We start from the raw sequence: 22921 nt of genomic DNA on the forward strand, positions 1-22921 counted from the left end.
GGCGACCGCACCACCCGACGCCCGGCGCCCTGACCGTCTAGGTCAGAGCTCGAAGCCTGCGAACAGCACCGACGCCAACGCCAGGCCCACCACCAGGTTGAACACGGTGGCCAGGCCGAACACCGCCACCGGCCGCCACCCGGCGGCCCGCAGCGCCTTGACGCGCAGCTCGAGCCCGATGCTGACGAACGCCAAGATGAAGAACAGCGTCCGCAGGTCGTTCGCCACGGTGATCACCGGCTTGCCGACGTCCGAGCCGACCTGGGCGAGGTAGAGCGTGCCGATCACCGACGCCGCCAGGAAGCCCAGCACGAACTTCGGGAACCGCCGCCACAGCTCGCCGACACCGGGGGCCGCGGCGTCCGGGCGGCGCTCCACCTTGAACGCGAAGTACGCGGTGAGGGCGATCGCCACCACGCCGATCAGCGCGTTCTGCGTGGACTTCACGATCGTCGCGAGCGCGAGCGCGTCCTCCCCGGCGAGCGTGCCCGCCGCAGCGACGGCTGCCGTGGTGTCGATGTTGCCGCCGATCCATGCGCCGGCGACGGCGGGGCTCAGGCCCAGCAGGTCGACCAGCCACGGCAGCACGAAGATCGACGGCAGCGCGAACACGATCACCAGGCTGGCCGCGTAGGCGAGCTGCTCACGCTTGGCCTGCACTGCGCCCGCCGCCGAGATGGCCGCGCTGACCCCGCAGATGGACACCGCGGAGCTGAGCAGCGCGCGCAGCTTGTCATCGAGCCCGAGCTTCCCGCCCACCCACCAGGTGAACAGGAAGACGCTGGAGATCAGCACGAGCGCCTGCACGATGGCAGGCACCGCCGCGGTGACGATCAGGCTGAGGTTCACGGAGGCGCCGAGCAGCACCACGCCCGTCTTGATGAACAGCTCGGTGCGGAACGCGGCCGCCACCTTGTCCTTGAGGTTCGTCGCCACCAGCACCGCGTTGCCGAGCAGGCCCAACGCGATGGCGTACACCGGGAACTCCACAGGCTTGGCGATGCGGGCCAGCGGGGTGCCCTCCGTCCACACCGGGACGTTGAGCTCGAGGAACCGGGTGAGCGCGGCGAGCAGCACCATGAGCAGCAGGCCCGCGACGGTCCAGGCCACGCTGGGCGGCGGGGTCGGGGCCTCGACAGGCACGCGGGCATCGGGCACGCGGGCGTCGGGCTGCCCGGCGCGGGGTCCCGTGCCGGGGGACGTGCTGTCCAGCGCTGTGGCGTCGCCGGCGCTCATCACGGCACCAGCCCGTCGGCGAGGACGCCCGTGAGGACGAGCGTGAGCAGGATCAGCCCGAGCGCTGTGGCGATCCAGTCCTCGGAGAGCCGCCGTCGGGGGCGGGGGACGGCGCCGGAGCCCGAGGCGGGCTCCGGCGCGGCATCGGGGTCGTGCGAGATGTGGGTCATGTCGGTCCTTGAGGGTGGGCCGGCTCGGCGGGGGGAGGCGCGCGCGAGCCACGGGTGGATGGATGTGGGGCGCCGAGAGGGGGGTCAGCGGCCTGCCCGCGGCGGTTGCCGGGGGTGTGGCTCGGCGCCGCTCAGCGCCCGGATGGGGCGGTGCGGCGGACCTCTCGGCTACCGACAGCGACAGGCGGACGCGCGGGGCGCAGCGGGCACGAGTGCCCGCGCGCAGGCCGCCAGCGTCGTCATGTGCGCCATCCTGGACGTGGGCCGTGCCCGGCGCCCATCGACGTCCAGATCGTGGACATTCGTCCCATCAGACCGTTCTGCGATGCTTGTCCCTCGACTGGTTGCCGGCAGGGAGGGCGGTGAGGATGTCGTGATGCGCATCGAAGCCATACGGGGAGATCTCACTGCCCAGGACGTCGACGTCGTCGTCAACGCCGCCAACTCGTCGCTGCTCGGCGGGGGAGGTGTGGACGGCGCCCTCCACGCGGCGGCGGGGCCCGCGCTTCTCACCGAGTGTCGTCGCGTCCGCCGCGACGAGTGGCCGGACGGGCTGCCCGTCGGCGAGGCCGTCGCGACAGGGGCGGGCCGGCTGCCCGCGCGGTGGGTGGTGCACACCGTGGGGCCCAACGCGCGCGCCGGCGAGCGCGACCCCGCCTTGCTGGCGTCCTGCTTCACCCGGTCGCTCGACGTGGCGGCGGGGCTCGGCGCGAGCAGTGTCGCGTTCCCGGCCGTGAGCGCCGGGGTCTACGGGTGGCCCATGGCCCAGGTCGCCGACGTGGCGGTCGCCGCGGTGCGCGGCTGGCAGCCGCCGGAGCCCGGACAGCGGCCCGCGCTGGTGCGGTTCGTGCTGTTCAGCCCAGACGCGCTCGCGGAGTTCACGCGGGCGCTCGGCGCCTAGCCGGGCAGCAGCCAGCGGGCCACCGCCTCGGCGACCAGTGCGTCGTCCTTCGGTGCATGGTTGCCCGGCACGAACACCGTGGCCACCGGGCCGCCGATCGTGGCCAGATGAGCGCTGAGCTCGGCGGGTGTGCCGAAGGGGTCGCGCTCGCCGGAGACGGCCAGCACCGGGACGTGGACGTCGGGCAGGTGCTCGACGCGCAACCGGTCGGGCTTGCCTGGCGGGTGCAGCGGGTAGGACAGCAGCACCAGCCCGGCGGCGGGCTGCCCCTCGGCGACAGCCATGGACGCCATGCGACCGCCGAACGACCGGCCGCCCAGCAGCACGCGGTCCGGCGCCACGCCCAGATCGGCGGCGAACCGGTCCGCCTCGGCGCGCGCATGCGCGATGGCCACCGGCGCCCGGTCAGGCGCCTTGCGGCCCGCCGCGCGGCCCGGGAAGTCGACGCGGCGCACCGGCAGCGGGGCCAGCGCCTGCTCCAGGGCGATCAGGGTGCGGTGGTCGCGGTCGGCCCCGGCGCCGGGGAAGAGCAGCAGCCCAGCCGGGTCTCGCGGCGTGGTCGAGGCGGTCGCCGACGTGGAGGGCTGGTCGCTGGGCACCCCTCACGGTAGGCGCGCGCGGGGCATGGGGTGTCAGGAGGTGACCGCGCCCGCCCAGCCGGCGGGGTCGAGCGTCAGGGCGATGAGCTGCTCGGCGAGACGCTCGTTCTCGGCGTCGCTGATCACGCTGCCCCACAGCGGGGCGACGCTGGCCCCGTCCGCAGCCGCGACCACGAGGCTCATGACGGCGTGGGGCAGGCCGTCGGCGTCGAGCTCGTCGCGCCACCGGCTGGCGTCCTCGCGCGCGACCTCGGCCACTGCGGGGCTCGTGATGAGCTGGGTGATCAGGGTGTACGCGTCATGGGCCGCGCGGAACTCCGCCTCGGCCAGGCTCGCGCGCACGTAGGCGCGGGTCAGGCGGCCCGGGCGATCGTCGGCAGGGTCGAGGCACCGGTACACGGACTCGCGGAAGTCCTCGAGGAGCGACTGGGCGAGCGCCGTCATGAGGTGGTCCTTGCTCGGGAAGTGGTAGATCACCCCGCCCTTGGACAGCCCGGCCTCCTGCGCGACGTCGTCGAGCGTCGCGGCCATGCCGCGGGTGCGGAACACCACGCTCGCGGCGTCGAAGACCACCCTGCGCGTGTCCGACGCGCTCCGACCGGCTGTGCGCGCCATATGCGCCCTCCTTCTCCATCCGGCTCGCTCTTGATGCGCGGGAGCCCGTGGCGCAGATCACCGCCCCACATCCTCGCCCATGTTGGAACTGTACCGGCTGGTCAGTATAGTTCTGAGCATCATGCTGAACACCCAGGTTTCGTCGTCTACCCCCGAGTCCGTGGCCCATCCCCGACGCTGGGCCGCTCTCGCGGTGCTCGTCATCGCGGTGCTGCTGCTCGCGATCGACGGGACAGTGCTCTACCTCGCCGTCCCGGCGCTCACCCACGACCTCGCGCCCAGCGCGACGCAGATCCTGTGGATCGGCGACATCTACTCCCTCGCGCTGGCCGGCCTGCTGGTCACGATGGGAACCCTGGCCGACCGGATCGGGCGCAAGAAGCTCCTGCTCAGCGGCGCCCTCGCGTTCGGGCTGGCCTCCGTCCTGGCCGCCTACGCGCCGAACGCCGAGACGCTCATCGCGGCACGGCTGCTGCTCGGCGTCGCAGGCGCCACGCTGATGCCGTCGACCCTCTCGATCATCCGGAACCTGTTCCCCGACGCCCGTGAGCGCACCCGCGCCATCGCGATCTGGTCGGCGGCGTTCGGCGGCGGCGCGGCGATCGGCCCGCTCGTCGGCGGCTTCCTGCTCGAGCACTACTGGTGGGGCTCGGTGTTCCTCGTGAACGTGCCGGTCATGCTGGCGCTGCTGGTCTTCGGCGCCATCGTGCTGCCCGAGTCGAAGGACCCCTCGCCCGGGCCGTTCGACCTCGCCTCCGCCGCGCTGTCGCTGGTCGCCGTCGCCAGCTTCGTCTACGCGATCAAGCACCTGGCCAGCGCCGGACTCGACACGGTGACAGCGGTCTCCGCCCTGATCGTCGTGTCAGCGGGAGTGGTCTTCACTCGACGCCAGCGCCGCCTGGCGACCCCGCTGCTCGACCTGACGCTGTTCAAGCGGCCCGCCTTCACCGGCGCCGTCGCGGCCAACTTCGTCTCGATCTTCGCCCTCACCGGCCTGCTGTTCTTCTTCTCCCAGTACCTCCAGCTGGCCCGCGGGTTCAGTCCGCTACAGGCCGGCCTGGCCGAGCTGCCCACGACCATCGCCTCCATCGGTGCCATCGCCCTGGTCGGCTGGTCCCTGGCCCGGTTCGGCCGCGGACACGCCGTCGGGGCCGCGCTCGCGCTGACGGCGCTCGGGCTGGCGCTCGTGGCCGTCGCCGAGGGCTCTGAGAACTACCTGTGGCTCGCGCTCGCGCTGGTCCCCGTCGGCCTGGGCGTGGGGATCGCGGGGACGCTGACCGCCGACGCGGTGGTCTCCTCCGTCGAGCCCCGCAAGGCCGGCGCGGCCTCGGCGATCTCCGAGACCGCCTACGAGCTGGGCGTCGTCTTCGGCATCACCGTGCTCGGCTCGCTCATGTCGGTGCTCTACCGGTCCGGCCTCGACCTGCCCGCCACCCTCGACGCCGCCCAGCGCGCCAGCGTGCAGGACTCGCTGGCCTCCGCGCTCTCCGTGCTCGAGCCGGGCTCCGAGCTCGTCCACCACGCGCAGGAGTCCTTCGTGGGCGCGATGCAGGCCACCTCGCTCGTCGCCGCGGCCATCACGCTCGTCGCAGCCGTGCTGGCATGGCGGGTGATCCCGTCCCACCGCGAGTGACGGGCCGCGCGGCGTCGTGCCCTTGTGCCCGGCGCCGCGGGCCGGTTGGGTGGGCGGATGGGAAGAGTCATCTACTCCGTGGCCTCGTCGCTGGACGGCTACAACACCGACCCGCAGGGCGGCTTCACCTGGGCGATGCCCAGCGAGCAGGTCATCGCCGCCCTGACGGAGGACACGGCGAGCGTCAGCACGTACCTCCTGGGGCGGCGCATGTACGAGACCATGGCGGGATGGGAGACCGACCCCTCGTGGGCTGAGGGGTCGCCCGAGTCGGCGCACTTCGCGGAGGTGTGGAAGCGCGCCGACAAGGTGGTCTTCTCCACGACGCTCGACCAGGTGTGGACCGAGCGCACCCGACTCGAGCGTGCGCTCACCGTCGAGGCGGTTGAGCGCGCGGCATCCGAGTCGTCGGGCGACCTGTCGGTCGAGGGGCCCACCCTCGCCGCGAGCGCGCTCCGGCTGGGACTCGTCGACGTGGTGGAGCTCCTGCTGTGCCCCGTCGTGGTCGGCGGCGGCGGAAAGGTCTTCCCCGACGGGCTCTCGCTCGACCTCCGGCTCGTCCGCGAGCGGCGCTTCGACAACGGGATGGTCCAGGTCACGTACGAGCGCGACCGCCCCTGACGCCGGCCCACGGGCCGGTCATGGGGGACGATGGCTCCCATGAGCACACTCGAGAGGCTGACGTCCGACCTGACCACCTCCATGAAGGCCCGTGACACGTTCCGCACCGGGACGCTCCGCCAGGCGATCGGCGCCGTCCGCGCCGCGGAGAAGGCCGGCCCCATGGCCGTCGTGCTGACCGAGGAGCAGGTGCAGGAGGTCCTGGTCCGCGAGGTCAAGAAGCGCCGCGAGAGCGCGGAGATCTACACCAACGCAGGCGCCGCCGAGCGTGCCGAGACGGAGACCGCCGAGGCCGACCTCATCGAGGCCTACCTGCCGGCCGCCGTCAGCGAGGAGCAGCTCGACGCGATCGTCGCCGACGCCGTCGCGTCCACCGGCGCCACCGGCATGAAGGACATGGGCGCCGTGATGAAGGCCGCCACCGCCGCCGCGGCCCCCCTCGGGCGGGTGGACGGCAAGGCGCTGTCGCAGCGCGTGCGCGCGGCGCTGGCGGGCGCCGCGGGCTGAGCTCGGCGCCCGAGCCGTTCTCGCTTCGCACGTCGGGGCGCCGGGTAGTGTCGGCGCATGACTCCGAGGGGGCGCGGCGTGGGCGCCGTGACGCTCAAGGACGTGGCAGCCGCCTCCGGGGTGTCCGTCGCGACGGCCTCGCAGGCGCTGGCTGGCCGAGGGCGGATGACGGATGCCACCCGCGAGCGCGTGCGCCGCGCCGCGGACGATCTCGGCTACCTGGCGAACGCGTTGGCGCGCGGGCTGCGCACCGGGCGGACCCAGGCCCTGGGGGTGCACCACGAGCGCGCCGCGGCCAACCTGGCGACCTCGTACTTCCGCGACTTCCTCGCGGGCGCGATCGAGGCCGCGCACCGGCATGACCACGACCTGGTCGTGCTGTCCTCGGACACCCATCGTCCCCGCACCACGGCGCCGCATGTCGACGGGGTGATCGTGGTGGACCCGATCGCCGACGACCGCCGGGCCCGGGAGCTGATGGAGCTGCCTGTCCCGGTCGTGGCGGGTGAGCATGTGCCGTCGTCGATGCCGCCGTGCGCCGTGGTGGCCGCCGACCACGCGACGGCGGTGCGCGCTGTGCTGGACGCGGCCGCCGCGCGCGGGGTCCGGCGGCCGTTGCTGGCGGCGCCTGACGCGAACAGCGGGTGGGGCGAGGTGCTGCGGGAGGTCGTGGGCGCGTGGTGCGCGGAGCGGGGCGTGGAGCCGGTGCTCGTGGCGACCCGGTTCGGCGAGCAGTCGATCGAGCGTCATCGCGAGCTGCTGACGCCGGTGCTGGCCGCGCGCCCCGAGGTCGACATGGTCCTGGGCGCGTCGCCCTTCGCCGTGCAGGGCGCGATGTCGGTGCTGCGGGGCCTGGGTCGGGCGCCGGGCCGGGACGTGCTGGTGGCCGCCTGCGCCGACGAGCCGGGCCTGCTGCTGGAGGACCCGCCGGTGACCGCTGTCGAGCTGCCGGCGCATGCGCTGGGCGTGGCATGCGTGGAGCGCCTGGTGGCGATCCTCGACGACGAGCGTGGGCCGAGCGCGGCTCTCGGGACGGTGCAGACCGTCCCCGCGCCGGTGCACCTGCGGGCGTCGACCGCCGGGTCTCCGGCGACGGCTTCCACCTGACTTATCGTTTCACCACTGTTTCCGGCGCAGTGCGGGAATGTGACCGCGTCTCGCCTGTCGGTCGCGTGGGTAAAACCCGCGTTTCGCCTGATCGCGACACTGGAAAAACGATTAGGCAGCGCCGTACGTTCCTGCCATGAGCACCGAGCACGCCGAGACCACGGACCCGTCCGCCGGGCACGCCGCGCACGACGGCCACGACGCCTCTGACGGCGGCGCGCACGACGGCCACGACGCCCCGGACGGCCAGGGGCACGGGCACTCCCACGACCACGACCTGTGGCCCGACGGGTTCTGGGAGCAGCCGCGCCGCCTGGGCGAGGGGCTCGAGGGGCACGGCGCCGTCGACGACCACAACGAGGGCCGCGCGCCGGGCCTCTTCCACGTGAACCGGAAGCACGGCGGCAGCCACTCCGGCATCCGGACCTTCGCGAAGCTGCCGATGGCCCTGACCCCGGAGGACCTGGTCGCGGCGAAGGTCGACGTCGCCGTCCTGGGCGTGCCGTGGGACTCCACGGCGGGCGGCCGATCCGGCACCAACCACGGCCCGCTCGCGCTGCGCACCATCCCGCACTTCGGCAGCTACGGCTTCCCCAGCCAGCACCTCGACGTCCGGGTCAACCCGTTCGAGGTCCTCACCATGTGCGACTACGGGGACGCGCCCATCCACGTGGGCAACACCCCCGCCACGTTCGAGTCGATCCGCAAGTTCGTCGGCACCGTGGTGACCGCGGGCGCGATCCCGATGATCATGGGCGGCGACCACGCGATCACCTGGCCGGCGGCCACCGCCGTCGCCGACCACTACGGCCACGGCAAGGTCGGCATCGTCCACTTCGACGCGCATGCGGACGTCGGCGAGGACATGAACGGCGCGCTGGCCTCGCATGGGACGCCCATGCGCAAGCTCATCGAGTCGGGCGCCGTGCCCGGGCGCAACTTCGTCCAGGTGGGCCTGCGGGGCTACTGGCCGGACCGCGAGACGCTCGACTGGATGGACGAGCGCGAGATGCGCACCCACTTCATGGCGGAGATCGACCGCGACGGCTTCGACAAGGTGCTGGAGCGCGCGGTGGACGAGGCGCTCGACCAGGCCGACCACCTGTACATCTCGTTGGACATCGACGTGTGCGACCCGGCGTTCGCGCCCGGCACCGGGACGCCCGTGGCCGGTGGCATCACCTCGATCGACATCCTGCGGGCGGTGCGCCGGCTCTCCGCCGAGGTCGGCATCGTCGCCATGGACGTGGTCGAGGTCGCCCCGCCGTATGACAACAACGGCGAGATCACCGTGCTGTTGGCCAACCGGGCGATCGGCGAGGCGATGACCGGCACGGCGATGCGCCGCATGGGCCTGACCGGCCCCGACTACCTGCACCCGCATGCGCTCAACCTCGACGCCGACGGCGCCCGCCGCACCCAGGTCTTCCGCGCCCCGGAGGAATGACCCCCGGCGCCAGCCGAGCCCGCCCCGATCCCGCCGGACGGACCCACATGTCCCACGACCACGACGACCATGGCCACGACCACCACCACGACACGTGGCCGGACGGCTTCTGGGAGCAGCCGCGCCGTCTGGGCGAGGGGCTCGAGGGCCACGGCGCCACGGACGACTACAACGAGGGCCGCGCCCCGGGCCTGCTCTTCGCGAACCGCAAGAACGAGGGCGGCTTCTCCGGCATCCAGACGTTCGCCAAGCTGCCCGTCGCGCTGACCCCTGAGGACCTCGTCGCCGCGAAGGTCGACGTGGCGGTGCTGGGCGTGCCGTGGGACCCGACCGCGACAGGGCGCAGCGGGACGAACCACGGGCCCCTCGCCATCCGGTCCTGCGACTACAAGGGCGGCTACGGGCGCCCGCACTTCTCGCTGGACACCCACGTCGACGCGTTCGAAGAGCTGGTCATGGCCGACTACGGCGACGCCCCCATCTCCGTCGGCAACACCGCGCGGACCTTCGAGGACATCCGCAAGTTCATCGGCACGGTCGTCGACGCGGGCGCCATCCCCATCATCCTCGGCGGCGACCACGCCATCACCTGGCCGGCCGCCACGGCCGTCGCCGACCACTACGGCTACGGGAAGGTCGGCATCGTCCACTTCGACGCGCACGCCGACACCGGCTCCGACATGCCGGGGTCGCTCGCCTCGCACGGCACCCCGATGCGCCACCTCATCAACTCGGGCGCGGTGCCGGGCAAGAATTTCGTGCAGGTGGGCCTGCGCGGCTACTGGCCCGAGCAGGAGACGCTCGACTGGATGGACGACCAGAAGATGCGCACGCACTTCATGGCCGAGATCGTCCGCGACGGCTTCGACAAGGTGCTGGAGCGCGCGGTGGACGAGGCGCTCGACCAGGCCGACTACCTGTACATCTCCCTCGACATCGACGTGTGCGACCCCGCGTACGCCCCGGGGACCGGCACGCCCGAGCCCGGCGGCATCACGTCCAACGACATCCTGCGCGCCGTGCGGCGGCTCGCGGCCGAGGTGGGCATCGTCGCGATGGACGTCGTCGAGGTGTCCCCGCCCTACGACGACCGTGGCGAGATCACCGCGCTGCTCGCGAACCGCGCCGTCCGCGAGGCCATGACCGGGATCGCGATGCACCGCAAGGGCGTCACGGAGCCGGACTTCCTGCACCCGTACGCCATCGGGCTCGACGCGGACGGCAACCGCCGCAACCAGGTGTTCCGCCGCGCCTGAGCCCGCACCCGCCAGAGCCTGCCCTCCGCCCGCACACCCCCCACCGAGAGAGGGACCACACCATGACCCCACGAACGACCCACTGGCGCGTAGGCGCGCGCCTGCCGCTCGCGATCCTGGCCGTCGGCACGCTGCTGCTCGCCGGCTGCGCCGGCGGCGACTCGGCCGGGAGCGGGGGCGGCTCCAGCGCCGCGCCCACCGACGGCGTCCTGCGGCTCGGGGTGCTCAACGACATCGGCCAGCCGCCGGACCCGGACGTGTACTACTCCGGCAACGGCCTGGCGATCACCACGAACGTGTACGAGGGCCTGGTGCGCTATGAGGCCGGCAACCACGACGACGCGACGATCGTCCCGTCGCTCGCGGAGTCGTGGGAGGTCAACAGCGACTTCACGCAGTACACGTTCGTGCTGCGGCAGGGTGTGGCTTTCCACGACGGCACGGCCTTCGACGCGAGCGCGGTGGAGGCGTCCTTCCAGCGCCGCCTGGCCGTGGACGCCGGGCCGGCGTACATGGTGCAGGGCGTGGCGGACGTCGAGGAGCTCGACGGCCACACCGTGCGCATCACGTTGACGGAGCCGAACTCGGCGTTCCTCGACTACCTCGCCTCTCCCTATGGGCCCCGCATGATCAGCCCCACGGTGCTCACCGCGCAGGCGGGCGACGACTTCGCCCAGGCCTACCTGTCGACGGCCTCGGCCGGCACCGGCCCTTACGTGCTGTCGAAGGCCGTGGTCGGCGAGGGCTACGAGCTCACGTACTTCGAGGACTACTGGGGCGGCCTGGACCCGGAGTTCACCACCATCAAGCTGCCCGTGTACACGGAGATCTCCGCGATGCAGCTCGAGCTGGAGAAGGGCGACCTCCACGCGCTGCTGGCCTCCGTCCCCACAGCCTCGCGCCAGAAGTACCTGGACTCGGAGGGCCTGGAGGCGTACGCGCTGCCCTCCTTCCAGGTGGGCGTCCTGTACATGAACCCGAACCGGGAGCTGCTGGCCGAGGCGAGCTCGCGCCGCGCCCTGTTCGAGGGCGTCGACTGGAAGGCGCTGATCGCCCAGGTCACCAGCGTGGGCGCCGTCCCGGCCGAGGGCTACTACCCGAAGGGCGCGCTGCCCGCCGACGTCGACTCGCATGAGCTGGTGCACGACCCCGCAGCCCTCGAGGACTGGACGTCCTCGCTGCCGACGGGCACGCCGATCCAGATCGGCTACAACGCGGGCGGCGCCGACGCCGAGCAGATGGCGAACATCATCGCCGCGCAGCTGCAGGCGCTCGGCATGAAGGCGACGGTCACGAGCCACCAGGCCTCCGAGGTCTTCGGTGACTTCCCCGCACACCCCGAGGACGCCCCGGACGTGCTGGTGACCCCGGGGACGTGGCCCGACTCCAACAACGCGTTCATGCACGGGCACGTGTTCTGGGACCCGGACGGCGGCCTGAACCACCTGCAGTGCTCCGACGAGACCACGACGGCCCTGCTCCGCGAGGCCCTCACCACCGGCTCGGAGCAGACCTACCTGGCGGCCGGCAAGGCGGCCTACGACGCCGCATGCGCGCCGACCTTCGCCTGGAGCACCGACTTCATGGTCGCCCAGTCATGGCTTGAGGGCATCGAGCAGTCCCACTCGATCGCGGCTCCGGCCACGCTCGACTTCGCGACCCTCAGCGTCGCCGGGGCCACCGCCTCCGAGTGACCCGGCCGCCTCACCGCACGAGCCCGCCTCACCAGGCCTGCTCAGTGCGGTGAGGCGGCGGGCGCCGCGACCGGCCTCCGCCTCGCACGCGCCCCACCATCCCGCCATCCCGCCCCGGAGCGCCCGGGCGCGGCTCGGCGACCCCCCAGGACGAAGGAACCCCGATGACCTCGGTCGAAACCGCCGTGCACACCCGGCTGCGCGACCTCCCCGCCACCTTCTGGTGGCTGTGGACCGCTCAACTGGTGGTGTGGATCGGCCGCTTCGTGGTCCCGTACATGACGATCTTCCTCACCTCGTCGATCGGCATGTCAGCGGCGGGGGCCGGATCGGTCGTCGCCGCGTATGGGCTCGGCGTGGTGGTGTCCTCCCTCGCCGGCGGCGTGCTCGCTGACCGGATCGGCCGCCGCAAGGTGCTGCTGGGCAGCGAGCTGCTCAGCGTGCTCGTGCTCGTGGCCATCCCGTTGGCCGACGGCCCGGTGCTCATCGCCGTGCTGCTGACGGTGTACGGGCTCTTCAATGGCGCCGCCGGCCCCGTCATCCACACGATGGTGGGCGACCTGGTGGAGCCGCGGCACCGCCGGGCCGCGTTCAACTACAACTACTGGGCCGTGAACCTCGGTTACGCGATCGGCCCGCTGGCGGCGGGGTTCATGGCCGAGCACTCCTTCTCGCTGCTGTTCTGGTGCCAGGCCGCGCTCGTGCTCGTCTCCACGGCGGTGATCGCCGTGAAGGTGCCGGAGACGCGGCTGCCCGTGCCCGACATCGCGGAGCCCGTGGGCCCGTCGGGCGCCGCGGACCCGTCCGCCCTGGTGGTCACGGCGGCGCCGGCGACGGCTCGGGGCGCCCAGCGCTCGTCGGGGCGCGGGGGAGGGTTGCTCTCCGTGCTCGGGGACCGCGTCTTCATGACCTTCGCGGCCGTGATGTTCGTGTACTCCGTGGTCTACGTGCAGTCCACGACCACACTGCCCCTGGTCATGGCCCAGCAAGGGCACCCGCCAAGCCACTTCGGACTGCTGCTGACCCTCAACGGGGTGCTCCTGTGCGTGCTGCAGCTCCCGACGGCGCGGCTGCTCACGCGCTGGTCGCGGGACATCGTCATCGTCGTGGCCATCGCCCTCACAGCCGTGGGGGTGGGCCTGCAGGCCGCCGCCATGTCGCTCGCGATGTACTTCGTGGCTGTCGCGATCTGGACGCTCGGGGAGATGGGGTCGCATCCCCAGGCGACCTCGATCACCGCGGACCTGGCCGACGCGGAACGGCGCGGCCGCTACCAGGGCGTGTACGGCGTGACCCACTCCCTCGCCATGGCCGTCGGCCCGGTGCTGGGCGGCTTGGTCCTCGACCACCACGGCTCACAGGTGCTGTGGCTCGGCGCGGCGGCGCTGGCCGTCGTCGTGTCGGTGCTGATGGCGACGACCTCGCGCTCCCGGCAACGGCGGGTGGCGGCGGTCCTCGCCGCGGACGCGAAGGCGCGCGCGACCCGGCTGGCCCGGGCGACGGCGCTGGCGCGCACGTGACGACATCCGCCGGACATCTCATCGAGACGCGCCGGAGACACCGCTGGGCGAGTCTCTCCGCAGGTCGCCGCCCCCGCCCGCATCCGCAACGAAGGAGCCGGTCACCATGGACGTAGTCGCACCGCCGCTCACCGAGGCACGTCACGGGGCGCTCACCGAGGCGCCTGCCGAGGCGCTCGCCGCCGCGCCCACGGCCGGCTCCGCCGACGTCGCGCCCACGGCCGGCTCCGCCGACGTCGTGGCCCGGCTGCGCGGGCTCGACGTCAGCCTCGAGCGCAACGGCGTCCGCTCGCAGATCCTGCACGGCGTGGACCTGGAGATCGGGCGCGGGGAGATCGTCGGGATCGTCGGCGAGTCCGGCTCCGGCAAGAGCGTGATGAGCATGGCCATGCTCGGATTGCTGCCCCCGTCGTCGCGCCCCCGCATCGACGGCTCCCTCGAGGTGGCCGGCCTGGACCTGCGCACCGCGTCGGCCCAGCAGCTGCGGGAGGCGCGGCGCCGGCGGCTGGGCGTGGTGTTCCAGGACCCGATGACGTCGCTGAACCCCACGATGCACGTGGGCACGCAGGTCGCGGAGAAAGCAGGCTCGGCGCAGGAGGCCATCCGGCTGATGCGCGCCGTCGGCATCCCGCAGCCCGAGCGCCGCTACCGGTCCTACCCGCATGAGCTGTCCGGCGGCCTGCGCCAGCGGGTCATGATCGCGATGGCCATCGCGGGGGACCCGGAGCTGGTGGTCGCGGACGAGCCGACGACGGCCCTGGACGTCACCGTGCAGGCGCAGGTGCTCACCCTGCTGGCCGGCATGCGCGACCAGTTGGGCTGCTCGATCGTGCTCATCACCCACGACCTGGGCGTGGCGGCGCAGATCGCCGACCGGATCGCGGTGATGTACCGGGGCCGGATCGTCGAGACGGGCACCACGCGGCAGGTGCTCGAGTCGCCGCGCCACCCTTACACGCGGGGCCTGCTGGGCTCGCGCTTGTCGCTGGACTCGGACCGCAGCCGCCCGCTGTGGGCGCTGCCCGCTGAGACGCCCGGCGCCGTCCTGACCGGCTGCCCGTTCGCGTCCCGCTGCCGCGACGTCGTGGACGCCTGCCACACGGACGTGCCGGCCCTGCGCGCGGCCTCGGCGCCCGACGACGCCGAAGGCCCGCACCTGGCGGCGTGCCTGCGCCAGGCCGAGCTGGAGGCCGTGGAGTCGGCGCACGACCGGCTGCCGCCACTGCCGCCGCTGCCGGCCGCGCAGCGCGGCGCCCCGCTGGTGCAGGCGGCGGACCTGGAGTGCGCGTTCCAGGTGCGCGACGAGCGCGGGCGCAAGGCCAGGCTGTCCGCGCTGCGCGGCGTCACGCTCGACCTGCAGCCAGGGGAGTCGGTGGCGATCGTGGGGGAGTCCGGCTCGGGCAAGTCGACACTGCTGCGGGTGGCCGGCCAGCTGGAGAAGCGGTACACCGGCGCGTTGCGCGGGCCGCAGGGCGCCGACGTGCAGATGGTCTTCCAGGACGCCGGCTCGTCGCTCACGCCGTGGCTGACCATCCGCGAGGTGCTGCACGAACGCCTGCCGCGGCGCACGCCGACGGCGGCCAAGGAGGAGCAGGCGCTCGCGATCCTGGACCGGGTGGGCCTGCCCGCCACGGTGCTGGACGCCCTGCCCGGGGAGCTGTCCGGCGGCCAGCGCCAACGCGTGGCCCTCGCCCGGGCGACGATCGTGCCGCCCAAGGTGCTGCTGTGCGACGAGCCGACCAGCGCGCTCGACGTGTCGGTCGCCGCGAACGTGCTCAACCTCATCAACCAGCTGCGGCGCGACCTGGGCATCGCCGTCATGTTCGTCACCCACGACCTGGCCGTGGCACGGATCATCGGCGACCGCATCGCCGTGATGTACCTGGGCCGGATCGTCGAGGTCGGGCGGGCCGAGGACGTGATCGCCACGCCCCGGCACCCGTACACCCGCAACCTCGTGGCGGCGGTGCCGCAGCCCGGCCGCACCGTGCTGCCGCTGGCCGGGGAGCCCGCGAGCGCGCTCGACCCGCCCACCGGCTGCGCCTTCCACCCGCGCTGCCCGGTGGCGCTGCCGGAGTGCGCGAGCACCGTCGTCGGCGTCCAGCTGGCGGCGGTGGGGGACCGTCCCACGAACGACGTCACGCTGCGCCACGAGGTGGCGTGCGTGCGCAGGGGGGAGTTCTGATGGCCGACGTCCTGGTCCCGGCGGGCCCGCCGCCCGCGCCCACGGGCGGTGGCCCAGCGCCCGCCCTGTCGCCGGCCCGGTCACCCGGCCTGTCACCCGGCCTGTCACCCGGCCCGGCGCCCCGCTGGCGGCTCACCCGCCGCCAGGGTGGCTCGGGGGCCGATTCGAAGGCCCGCCGCATCGGCGACTGGGCCCTCATCGGCCTGCTGGTGCTCGTCACCGTGATCGCGGTCCTCGCGCCGGCGCTCGCCCCGCACGACCCGGTGCAGCCCATCGCGGTTCCGAAGCTGCCGCCGTTCACCGACCTCGACCACATCCTGGGCTCCGACCAGATTGGCCGGGACACGCTCTCGCGGGTGCTGGTGGGGCTGCGCACCTCCTGGCTCCTGGCGCTGGTGGTCACGGCGGTGGGGCTGCTCGTCGGCACGATCGTCGGGCTGGTCGCGGGCATGTTCGGCGGGTGGGTGGACGCGCTGCTGATGCGCACCACCGAGGTCTTCCTGGCCCTGCCGTCGATGCTGGTGGCGGTGGCCGTGGCCGCCGCGCTCGGCCCCGGCCTGTTCAACACCTTCCTCGCCGTGATCGTCGTCTGGTGGCCGTACTACGCCCGGATCATCCGCGGCGAGGTGCGCGGCATCATGGCCCGGCCCCACGTCGAGGCCGCGCGGATGGCGGGTGTCGGCCGCATGCGGGTCATGTGGCGCCACGTGCTGCCCGGCGTGGTCCCGACGGCCGTCATCACCGCGAGCCTCGACATCGGCAACGTCGTCATGGTGCTCGCGTCGCTGTCATTCCTCGGCATGGGCCAGCCCGCCCCGGCGCCCGAGCTCGGGTCTGACACCTCGCGCGGCCTGGTGGAGATCCTCGACGCCTGGTGGATCCCGCTGGTCCCCGGGCTCGTCGTGATGCTGCTCAGCCTCCTGTCCAACCTCGCCGGCGACGCAGTGCGCAACCGGCTCGCCCACCGGAGGTGACTGCCATGCCCCATCTGCGCTTCATCGGCGTCCGACTGGCCTCGCTGCTCGGCCTGCTCCTGGTCCTGTCCTTCGTCCTGTTCCTGCTGCAGGAGGTGTCCGGCGCCGATCCCGTCGCGGCGACCATCGGCGCCAACGCCTCCCCGGAGGCCGTGGCGGCGGCGCGCGCCCGCCTGGGCCTCGACGATCCGGCGCCCGCCCGGTACCTCGCGTTCCTCACCGGCATCGCCACCGGGGACCTGGGGACGTCGTTCCGCACGCGCCGCCCGGTGATGCAGGACATCACGGCGTACCTGCCCGCCACCCTGGAGCTCGTCCTCGTCGCGTTCGCGGTGGCGCTGCTGCTCGGCCTCGCGTTCGCCGTGTCCAGCATGCTGCGCTGGCCGCTGTCGGGCCCGTTCCGTGGCCTGCTGTTCCTCGGCTCCACGGCGCCGACCTTCATGCTCGGCATCGTCGGCCTCATCGTCTTCTACAAGCTGTTGGGCTGGCTGCCAGCGTCAGGGCGCGGGGGCGTCGAGGGCGGGCCCACGGGGCTGAGCATCCTCGACAGCCTGTTGGCGGGGGACCTGCCCGCCGCGGGCAACGCGTGGGCGCACATCGCCCTCCCCGCGCTGGCGCTCGCCGTGGGGCCGGCGCTGGCAATCGGACGGGTGCTGAGGTCGAGCCTCACCGACACGCTGCGCTCGGACCACGTGCGCACCGCGACGGCCAAGGGCCTCAGCGAGCTGCAGGTGCTGCGCAAGCACGTGCTGCGCAACTCGCTCAACGCGACGCTCTCGATGAGCGCGCTGCAGCTCGGCTTCATGTTCGGAGGCGTGCTGCTCATCGAGGGGGTCTTCACGTGGGGCGGCCTGGGCTCGTACCTTCTGGCGAGCCTGCCGGTGTCCGATTTCCCGGCCATCGCGGGCGTCACCTTCGTGCTGGGCGGCCTGTACGTCGTCGTCAACGCGGTGGCCGACGTCTTGCAGTCGGCCGCCGACCCGCGCATCTCCGTCTCCTGAGGGGCCGTCTCATGCACCTGCACCCGCACCTGCGCCGGCCTGTCGCCGTCGTCGCCCTCGGCCTGGCCGTCCTCGTCGCCGCCGGCTGCTCCGCCGCCGTCCCGGGCCAGGGCACGGCCGATGACCCGGCCACCACGCTGCGCCTCGCCGAGACGGGCGAGTACGACACGCTGCACCCGCTGGAGTACCCGCTGGGCATCACGTCCAAGCTCTACGACAGCCTGGTCAGGGTGGGCGCGCACGGCGTGCTGGAGCCGGGGCTGGCCACCGCGATGCCGGAGCCGGACGAGAGCCTCACGTCGTGGACTGTGACGCTGCGCGAGGGCGTCACGTTCAGCGACGGCTCCGCATTCGACGCCCAGGACGTCGTCGCGGTCTTCGACGCGGTGCGCGACCCAGCGGTGGGCTCCTGGATGGCGGCCGACTACGCGATGGTCGAGCAGGTCACCGCCGTCGACGCGACGACGGTCCGCTTCGACCTGGCCTACCCCTACGCGGGCCTGCCCGCCCGCCTCACCCTGGGCATCCCGGCGTCCGAGGCACTCGGCGGGGACGTGGTCGGCTCGGCGCTGGCGAGCGAGCCCGTCGGCACCGGCCCGTACGTCCTTGCCGAATGGCGCAAGGGCGAGTCGATGACGCTCCGGGCGCGCGAGGGCTGGTGGGGCGGCACACCGCAGGTGCAGACGATCCACCTGGCCTTCGTCTCGGATGAGAACGCCCGCGCCCAGCGGCTGCGCGCGGGCGAGGTCGACGGGGCGCAGCTCTCGCCCCGGGTGGCGGCCCAGGTCGCGGGCGCGGACGGCCTGGAGCTGGTGGCCAACGCCTCGGGCGACTACCGGGCGATCCCCTTGCCGGTCACGCTGCCCTTCTTCGCCGATCCGGCCGTGCGGGTGGCCGTCAACCTGGGCACGGACCGGCAGGCCATGATCGACGGCATCCTCGCCGGCCACGGCACGGCGGTCGCCACGCCGTTCACGCCCGCGCAGGGTGACGCGTACGAGCCGTCGGCGACGTTCGCGCACGACCCCGCCGCGGCGGGCGCGCTGCTAGACGGCGCGGGCTGGGCCGTCGGCGCGGACGGGGTCCGGGCGAAGGACGGCGTGCCGTTCGCGTTCACCGTCATGTACTTCGCCGAGGACACGCTGCGCCGCGACATCGCGCAGGCCTTCGCCTCGGACCTGGCCGCGCTCGGGATCGACGTGGCCCTCGAGGGCGTCGACCGCCGCTACGCGGTGACCGCCATGGACCAGAAGGCCTTCGTGCTGGGCGGCGGCGACATGCCATATGACCCCGACGCCCAGGCCTACCGGCAGCTCCACTCCGACTTCGCCGGCTTCGACGAGGACGACGCGTACTCCAACCCGTCGGGCTACGCCGACCCGCAGGTCGACAGCCTCCTCGCGGCGGCGCGCACCGAGCCCGACCCGGACGCGCGCGCCGCGCTGTACCGCGAGCTGCAGACGGTCCTGGTGGCGAACCCGCCGACGGTCACGGTGTTCGCGCTCGAGCACACCTACGTGGCCCGCGGGCTGGACGCGTGGGACGGCATCGAGCCCGTGCTCGAGCCGCATGAGCACGGCGTCGCGTGGGGGCCGTGGTTCAACGTGCAGGAGTGGACACGGCGATGAGCACCGTCGTCGCCGGTGGCGGCCCGGTGCGCTCGGCCCTCGCCCCGGGGCGCGGGGTGGCCGTGCTGCGCCTGGTCCGGCGCCGCCTGCTGTGGGCGGCGCCCCTCATGGGCCTCATCAGCCTGGCCGTGTTCGCGCTGGCCGCCGCCTCGCCCACCGACGCGGCAGCGGCGTTCCTGGGCGCCCGCGACGAGTTCACCGGCGGCGCCGCGCGGGCCGGCGTCGAGCAGATCGTGGCGGGCACGCACTGGGCGGAGGCGTGGTGGCGGTGGGCGTCCGGGCTGGTGGGCGGAGACCTCGGCGTCTCCACGTCGGCGCGCATGCCGGTGGCCGACGTCGTGGCCGCGCGGCTGCCGTGGACGCTGCTGCTCATGGTGCTGGGCCTCGCCGTGGGGGCCGCCGCCGCGGTGCCGCTGGCGTTGCTCGCGGCGCGCCGGCCGCACGGGCTCCTGGCCCGGGTGCTCACGTCGGGGCTGTGGGCGTTGTCGGCCGTGCCGTCCTTCCTCGTCGCGATGGGCCTGATGGCAGTGCTCGCCCTCGCCCTCGGCTGGCTGCCCACAGGAGGGCTCACCGACCCCGGCGCCCCGGTGACGATCGGGCAGGTCGCCCGGCACCTGGTGCTGCCCGTGCTGTCGGTGGCGCTGGGCCAACTGCCGTGGATCACCCTGCACCTGCACCGAGCCGTCACGGCGCAGCTGCGCAGCCCCGCGACCGAGGCGGCGCGGCTGCGCGGCGTGCCCGAGCGGCGGGTCCTGGCCCGGCACGTGCTGCCGACCGCCGCGGTGCCGACACTGGCCATCGCGGGCGCACGGCTGCCGGAGGTGGTCGCGGGGTCGGTGCTGGTCGAGGAGGTCTTCTCCTGGCCCGGCCTCGGGCAGTCGCTGGTCAAGGCGGCGCTCGCTCAGGACTTCGCGCTGCTCGCCGCATGCACCGTGCTGCTGTCCGCGGTGGCCGTGCTCGGCGGGCTGCTGGCGGACCTCTGCCTGGTGCGGATCGACCCGAGGACGGACCCCGATGCGCTCTGACAACCTGCTCGACGCCCCCGCCGTGGAACTGGCCGGCGCACCTGTCGCGGCCCCCCGCCCGCCGCAGCGGATCGCGCCCAGACGGCCGGTCGGCCGTGCGGTCGCGGTCGCCGGGCTGACGCTGCTCGTCGCCTACGCCGTGCTGGTCCCGGCGCTGCTGCCCGTGGACCTCGACCACGTCGACTACGCCGTCGGGGCCACCGGGCCGTCGGCGGCCCACCCGTTCGGCACGGACCTCGCCGGGCGCGACCTGTTCGTCCGCTCCGCCCATGGGCTGCGGGTGTCGTTGCTGGCCGCGCTGGCCGGGGCGCTCGGGGCGGTGGTCGTGGGCTCGCTCGCGGGCGCCGCCTGCGCGCTGCTCGGCGGGCGGGTCGACCGGTGGGGCATGCGCCTGGTCGACGGCGTGAACGCGGTGCCGCACCTGCTGCTCGGCATCGTCGTGGCGGCGGCGCTGCGCGGCTCCCTCGCCACCATCGTGCTGGTGGTCGCGGTGACCCACTGGACGCAGACGGCCCGCCTGGTGCGGGCTGAGTTGCTCACGCTGGGCGGCCAGGACTTCTACCGGGCCGCGATCGCGCTCGGGCTGACCCGCCGCCAGCTGCTCCGCCACCATGCCGGCCCCCGGCTGGCCACCCAGCTCGCCGTCGCGTTCGGGCTCCTCGTGCCGCACGCCGTCTGGCATGAGTCCACGCTCACGTTCCTGGGCCTGGGACTGCCGCCGCATCAGCCGTCCCTCGGGGCGCTGCTGGACCTGGGCCAGCAGGCGCTGCTGTCGCAGGCCTGGTGGACGCTGGCCGCGCCCGCGGGCCTGCTCGTCGCCGTCACCGTCTGCCTGGCCGGCTGCCTCGCCGGACGCGAGGAGGGGCGTCATGCCTGAGCCGATGCCCACGACCACGACGACGACCACGACCACGATCGCGCGGGGGCAGGCCCACGCGTCGGCGTCCGTCGTCGTCCGCGGGCTGTCCGTCGCCCACGGGGGCGTGGTCGTGCTCGAGGGGCTCGACCTCGACCTGCTGCCCGGGCGGGTGCACGTCCTGCTCGGCGCCTCGGGGGCGGGCAAGTCGACGGTCGTGTCGGCGCTCACCGGCACGTTGCCGGCAGGCTCGCGCGCCACGGGCTCGGCCATGCTGCTCGGGGAGGAGGGCGCGATCGACCTGCTCGGGGGCTCACGGCAGGCGCGCGGGCTCCGGGGGCGGGTCATCGGAGCCGCCCCGCAGGGCGCCGGGGGCGCGTTCACGCCGACGTCCACCCTCGCCGCCCAGCTCCGCGAGGCCCAGCGCGTCGGCGGCCGCCGCCGCTCCCGGCTGGGCGTGGCGCACCCCCACCTGGCCTCCGGCGCCGCCGAGCAGCTCGTCGAGCTGGCCCACGCCGCCGGGGTGGACCCCGCCTGGCTCAGCCGCCATCCCCACCAGCTCTCCGGCGGGCAGCTCGGGCGCCTCAACCTCGTGGCGGCGATGGTCAACCACCCGCCCGTCCTGCTCGTGGACGAGCCCACGTCGGGCCTGGACGCGGAGGCGACACGGACCGTCGGCGTGCTGCTCACGTCCTACGCGCAGGCGGGCCACACCGTCCTGGTGATCACGCACGATCTCGCCCTTGCCCGGCAGGTGGCCCACACCGTGACCCGGCTGGCCGCGGGGCGCGTCGTCGCCCAGGGGAGCCCCCACGAGGTGCTGCGGGACGCCGCCCCCGCCGCCCGCACCCGTCCGCCCGTCGACCCGGGCGCCCCGGCGCTCGCGGCGCACGGGGTGGTCGTCACCCGTGGCGGCCGCCCGGTGCTCGCCCCCACCGACCTCGCGGTGCGCGCGGGCGAGGTCGTGGGGCTGACCGGGCCGTCCGGGGTGGGCAAGTCCACGCTCGCGGCAGTGCTGGCCCAGCTCGAGGCCCCGGGCGCCGGGCGCCTCACCCTCGCCGGCCAGTCGGTGGCCGGGGCCGGCCTCGCGCTGCCCCCGGCGCAGCGGCGCCGCGTCGGCTGGGTGTCGCAGCACCCCCGCACGGCGGTGGACGCCCGCCTGACGCTCCGCCGGGCGATCGAGCTCCCCGCACGGCTCGCCGGCCTCGCGATCGACGCCGCCGGCCTCGCCGCCGCCGTCGGGCTGGACGCCGCCCTGCTGGACCGCCGCCCGCATGAGGTGTCGGGCGGGGAGCTGCAACGCGCCTGCCTGGCACGGGCGCTCGCCCTCGCCCCCGAGTTCCTCGTGCTCGACGAGGCCACCTCCATGCTCGACGACCGCACAGCCGCCGATGTGCTCGACCTGGTCCACCGGGCAGCCGTGGGCGGCATGGGGGTGCTGCTGGTCGGCCACGACGTGGCGGGCCTGGGCGCCGTCTGCGACCGGGTGCTGGCCTTGCGGCCTGCGGAGGGCGGCTCGGTGCTCGAGCCCTGGGCCGCCGCCGGGCCCGTCGTCGTGCCGACCGGAACCGCAGTGCCTGCCGAGTCCTTGTCCTCTAGCCCCGTCCGGAAAGGCGCCGAGAACCCATGCACCTGACCCCTGCCGACCAGGAGAAGCTGCTGCTGAGCGTGGCGGGGGTGGTGGCCCGCGACCGCCTCTCCCGCGGCGTTCGGCTCAACCATCCCGAGACCGTGGCGCTGCTCGCCACCTGGGTCATCGAGCGGGCCCGCGAGGGCGCGTCGGTGGCCGAGCTGATGGAGTCCGGCCAGCGCGTGCTGACCCGCGACGACGTCATGCCGGGGGTCGCCGAGCTGCTGCCCGACGTGCAGGTCGAGGCCACGTTCGACGACGGCCGCAAGCTCGTGACCATCCACCAGCCGATCGCCTGACCGCGACCCGCCGCCGT

Annotated in this window: 21 protein-coding genes; 17 read left to right on the forward strand and 4 right to left on the reverse strand. The window is 74.0% G+C overall.

The window, feature by feature from the left end; genetic code table 11:
* Nucleotides 1–42 precede the first annotated feature (42 nt).
* Both BN3788_RS08280 and BN3788_RS19260 read right to left on the reverse strand, forming a co-directional pair.
* Nucleotides 43–1236, reverse strand: a complete 1194-nt coding sequence (locus tag BN3788_RS08280) for a YeiH family protein (RefSeq protein ID WP_082812704.1) — start codon at nt 1234–1236, stop codon at nt 43–45.
* Nucleotides 1236–1406, reverse strand: coding sequence for a hypothetical protein (locus tag BN3788_RS19260; RefSeq protein ID WP_159066877.1), 171 nt, complete (start codon nt 1404–1406; stop codon nt 1236–1238). Before BN3788_RS19260 ends, BN3788_RS08280 begins: the two co-directional genes overlap by 1 nt.
* A 376-nt stretch (nt 1407–1782) precedes the next feature.
* Between BN3788_RS19260 and BN3788_RS08285 the strand changes: the two genes are divergently transcribed.
* Nucleotides 1783–2307, forward strand: a complete 525-nt coding sequence (locus BN3788_RS08285; RefSeq protein WP_066584196.1) for an O-acetyl-ADP-ribose deacetylase — start codon at nt 1783–1785, stop codon at nt 2305–2307.
* Here the strand turns inward: BN3788_RS08285 and BN3788_RS08290 are convergent.
* Nucleotides 2304–2906, reverse strand: coding sequence for an alpha/beta hydrolase family protein (locus BN3788_RS08290; RefSeq protein ID WP_066584207.1), 603 nt, complete (start codon nt 2904–2906; stop codon nt 2304–2306). The genes BN3788_RS08285 and BN3788_RS08290 overlap by 4 nt on opposite strands.
* A 33-nt stretch (nt 2907–2939) precedes the next feature.
* Nucleotides 2940–3521 (reverse strand): TetR/AcrR family transcriptional regulator, encoded by a 582-nt coding sequence (locus BN3788_RS08295; RefSeq protein WP_066584210.1) that lies wholly within the window; start codon nt 3519–3521, stop codon nt 2940–2942.
* Between the two features lie 79 nt (nt 3522–3600).
* Here BN3788_RS08295 and BN3788_RS08300 point away from each other — a divergent pair, with 79 nt between their 5' ends.
* The 16 genes from BN3788_RS08300 to BN3788_RS08375 all read left to right on the forward strand — a co-directional run bounded on the left by BN3788_RS08300 (nt 3601) and on the right by BN3788_RS08375 (nt 22904).
* Nucleotides 3601–5154 carry an MFS transporter gene (locus tag BN3788_RS08300; RefSeq protein WP_234346545.1) on the forward strand — a complete coding sequence of 518 codons (1554 nt, stop codon included), beginning with the start codon at nt 3601–3603 and terminating at the stop codon, nt 5152–5154.
* A 57-nt stretch (nt 5155–5211) separates the two neighbouring features.
* The gene (locus tag BN3788_RS08305; protein ID WP_066584216.1) at nt 5212–5775 is read left to right on the forward strand and encodes a dihydrofolate reductase family protein; all 564 of its coding nucleotides are present in this window, start codon (nt 5212–5214) and stop codon (nt 5773–5775) included.
* Between the two features lie 39 nt (nt 5776–5814).
* The gene (locus BN3788_RS08310) at nt 5815–6282 is read left to right on the forward strand and encodes a GatB/YqeY domain-containing protein (RefSeq protein WP_066584226.1); all 468 of its coding nucleotides are present in this window, start codon (nt 5815–5817) and stop codon (nt 6280–6282) included.
* Between the two features lie 57 nt (nt 6283–6339).
* Entirely contained in the window at nt 6340–7389 is a 1050-nt protein-coding gene (locus BN3788_RS08315; protein WP_082812705.1) for a LacI family DNA-binding transcriptional regulator, read from the forward strand.
* Between the two features lie 136 nt (nt 7390–7525).
* Entirely contained in the window at nt 7526–8836 is a 1311-nt protein-coding gene (gene speB, locus BN3788_RS08320; protein ID WP_082812706.1) for an agmatinase, read from the forward strand.
* 47 nt (nt 8837–8883) lie between these two features.
* Nucleotides 8884–10092 carry an agmatinase gene (speB, locus tag BN3788_RS08325; RefSeq protein WP_066584230.1) on the forward strand — a complete coding sequence of 403 codons (1209 nt, stop codon included), beginning with the start codon at nt 8884–8886 and terminating at the stop codon, nt 10090–10092.
* Nucleotides 10093–10154: 62 nt separating this feature from the next.
* Entirely contained in the window at nt 10155–11786 is a 1632-nt protein-coding gene (locus BN3788_RS08330) for an ABC transporter substrate-binding protein (protein WP_066584233.1), read from the forward strand.
* 164 nt (nt 11787–11950) lie between these two features.
* The gene (locus BN3788_RS08335; protein ID WP_066584235.1) at nt 11951–13306 is read left to right on the forward strand and encodes an MDR family MFS transporter; all 1356 of its coding nucleotides are present in this window, start codon (nt 11951–11953) and stop codon (nt 13304–13306) included.
* A gap of 106 nt (nt 13307–13412) precedes the next feature.
* On the forward strand, nt 13413–15491 hold the full coding sequence (locus BN3788_RS08340) for an ABC transporter ATP-binding protein (protein ID WP_082812707.1): 2079 nt from the start codon (nt 13413–13415) through the stop codon (nt 15489–15491).
* Nucleotides 15491–16465, forward strand: coding sequence for an ABC transporter permease (locus BN3788_RS08345; RefSeq protein ID WP_082812708.1), 975 nt, complete (start codon nt 15491–15493; stop codon nt 16463–16465). Before BN3788_RS08340 ends, BN3788_RS08345 begins: the two co-directional genes overlap by 1 nt.
* Before the next feature lie 5 nt (nt 16466–16470).
* Nucleotides 16471–17466, forward strand: a complete 996-nt coding sequence (locus BN3788_RS08350) for an ABC transporter permease (RefSeq protein WP_082812709.1) — start codon at nt 16471–16473, stop codon at nt 17464–17466.
* Between the two features lie 11 nt (nt 17467–17477).
* Nucleotides 17478–19094, forward strand: coding sequence for an ABC transporter substrate-binding protein (locus BN3788_RS08355; RefSeq protein ID WP_082812710.1), 1617 nt, complete (start codon nt 17478–17480; stop codon nt 19092–19094).
* Entirely contained in the window at nt 19091–20119 is a 1029-nt protein-coding gene (locus tag BN3788_RS08360; protein WP_066584487.1) for an ABC transporter permease, read from the forward strand. Before BN3788_RS08355 ends, BN3788_RS08360 begins: the two co-directional genes overlap by 4 nt.
* Entirely contained in the window at nt 20109–20996 is an 888-nt protein-coding gene (locus BN3788_RS18995) for an ABC transporter permease (protein WP_108723806.1), read from the forward strand. The genes BN3788_RS08360 and BN3788_RS18995 overlap by 11 nt, the downstream gene beginning before the upstream one ends.
* Complete coding sequence (locus tag BN3788_RS08370; RefSeq protein WP_234346547.1) at nt 20989–22611, forward strand: ABC transporter ATP-binding protein; 1623 nt, start codon at nt 20989–20991, stop codon at nt 22609–22611. Before BN3788_RS18995 ends, BN3788_RS08370 begins: the two co-directional genes overlap by 8 nt.
* Complete coding sequence (locus BN3788_RS08375) at nt 22602–22904, forward strand: urease subunit gamma (RefSeq protein ID WP_066584238.1); 303 nt, start codon at nt 22602–22604, stop codon at nt 22902–22904. The genes BN3788_RS08370 and BN3788_RS08375 overlap by 10 nt, the downstream gene beginning before the upstream one ends.
* Nucleotides 22905–22921: the final 17 nt, after the last annotated feature.

The organism is Cellulomonas timonensis, from assembly GCF_900046455.1.
Taxonomy (GTDB): Bacteria; Actinomycetota; Actinomycetes; order Actinomycetales; family Cellulomonadaceae; genus Cellulomonas_A; species Cellulomonas_A timonensis.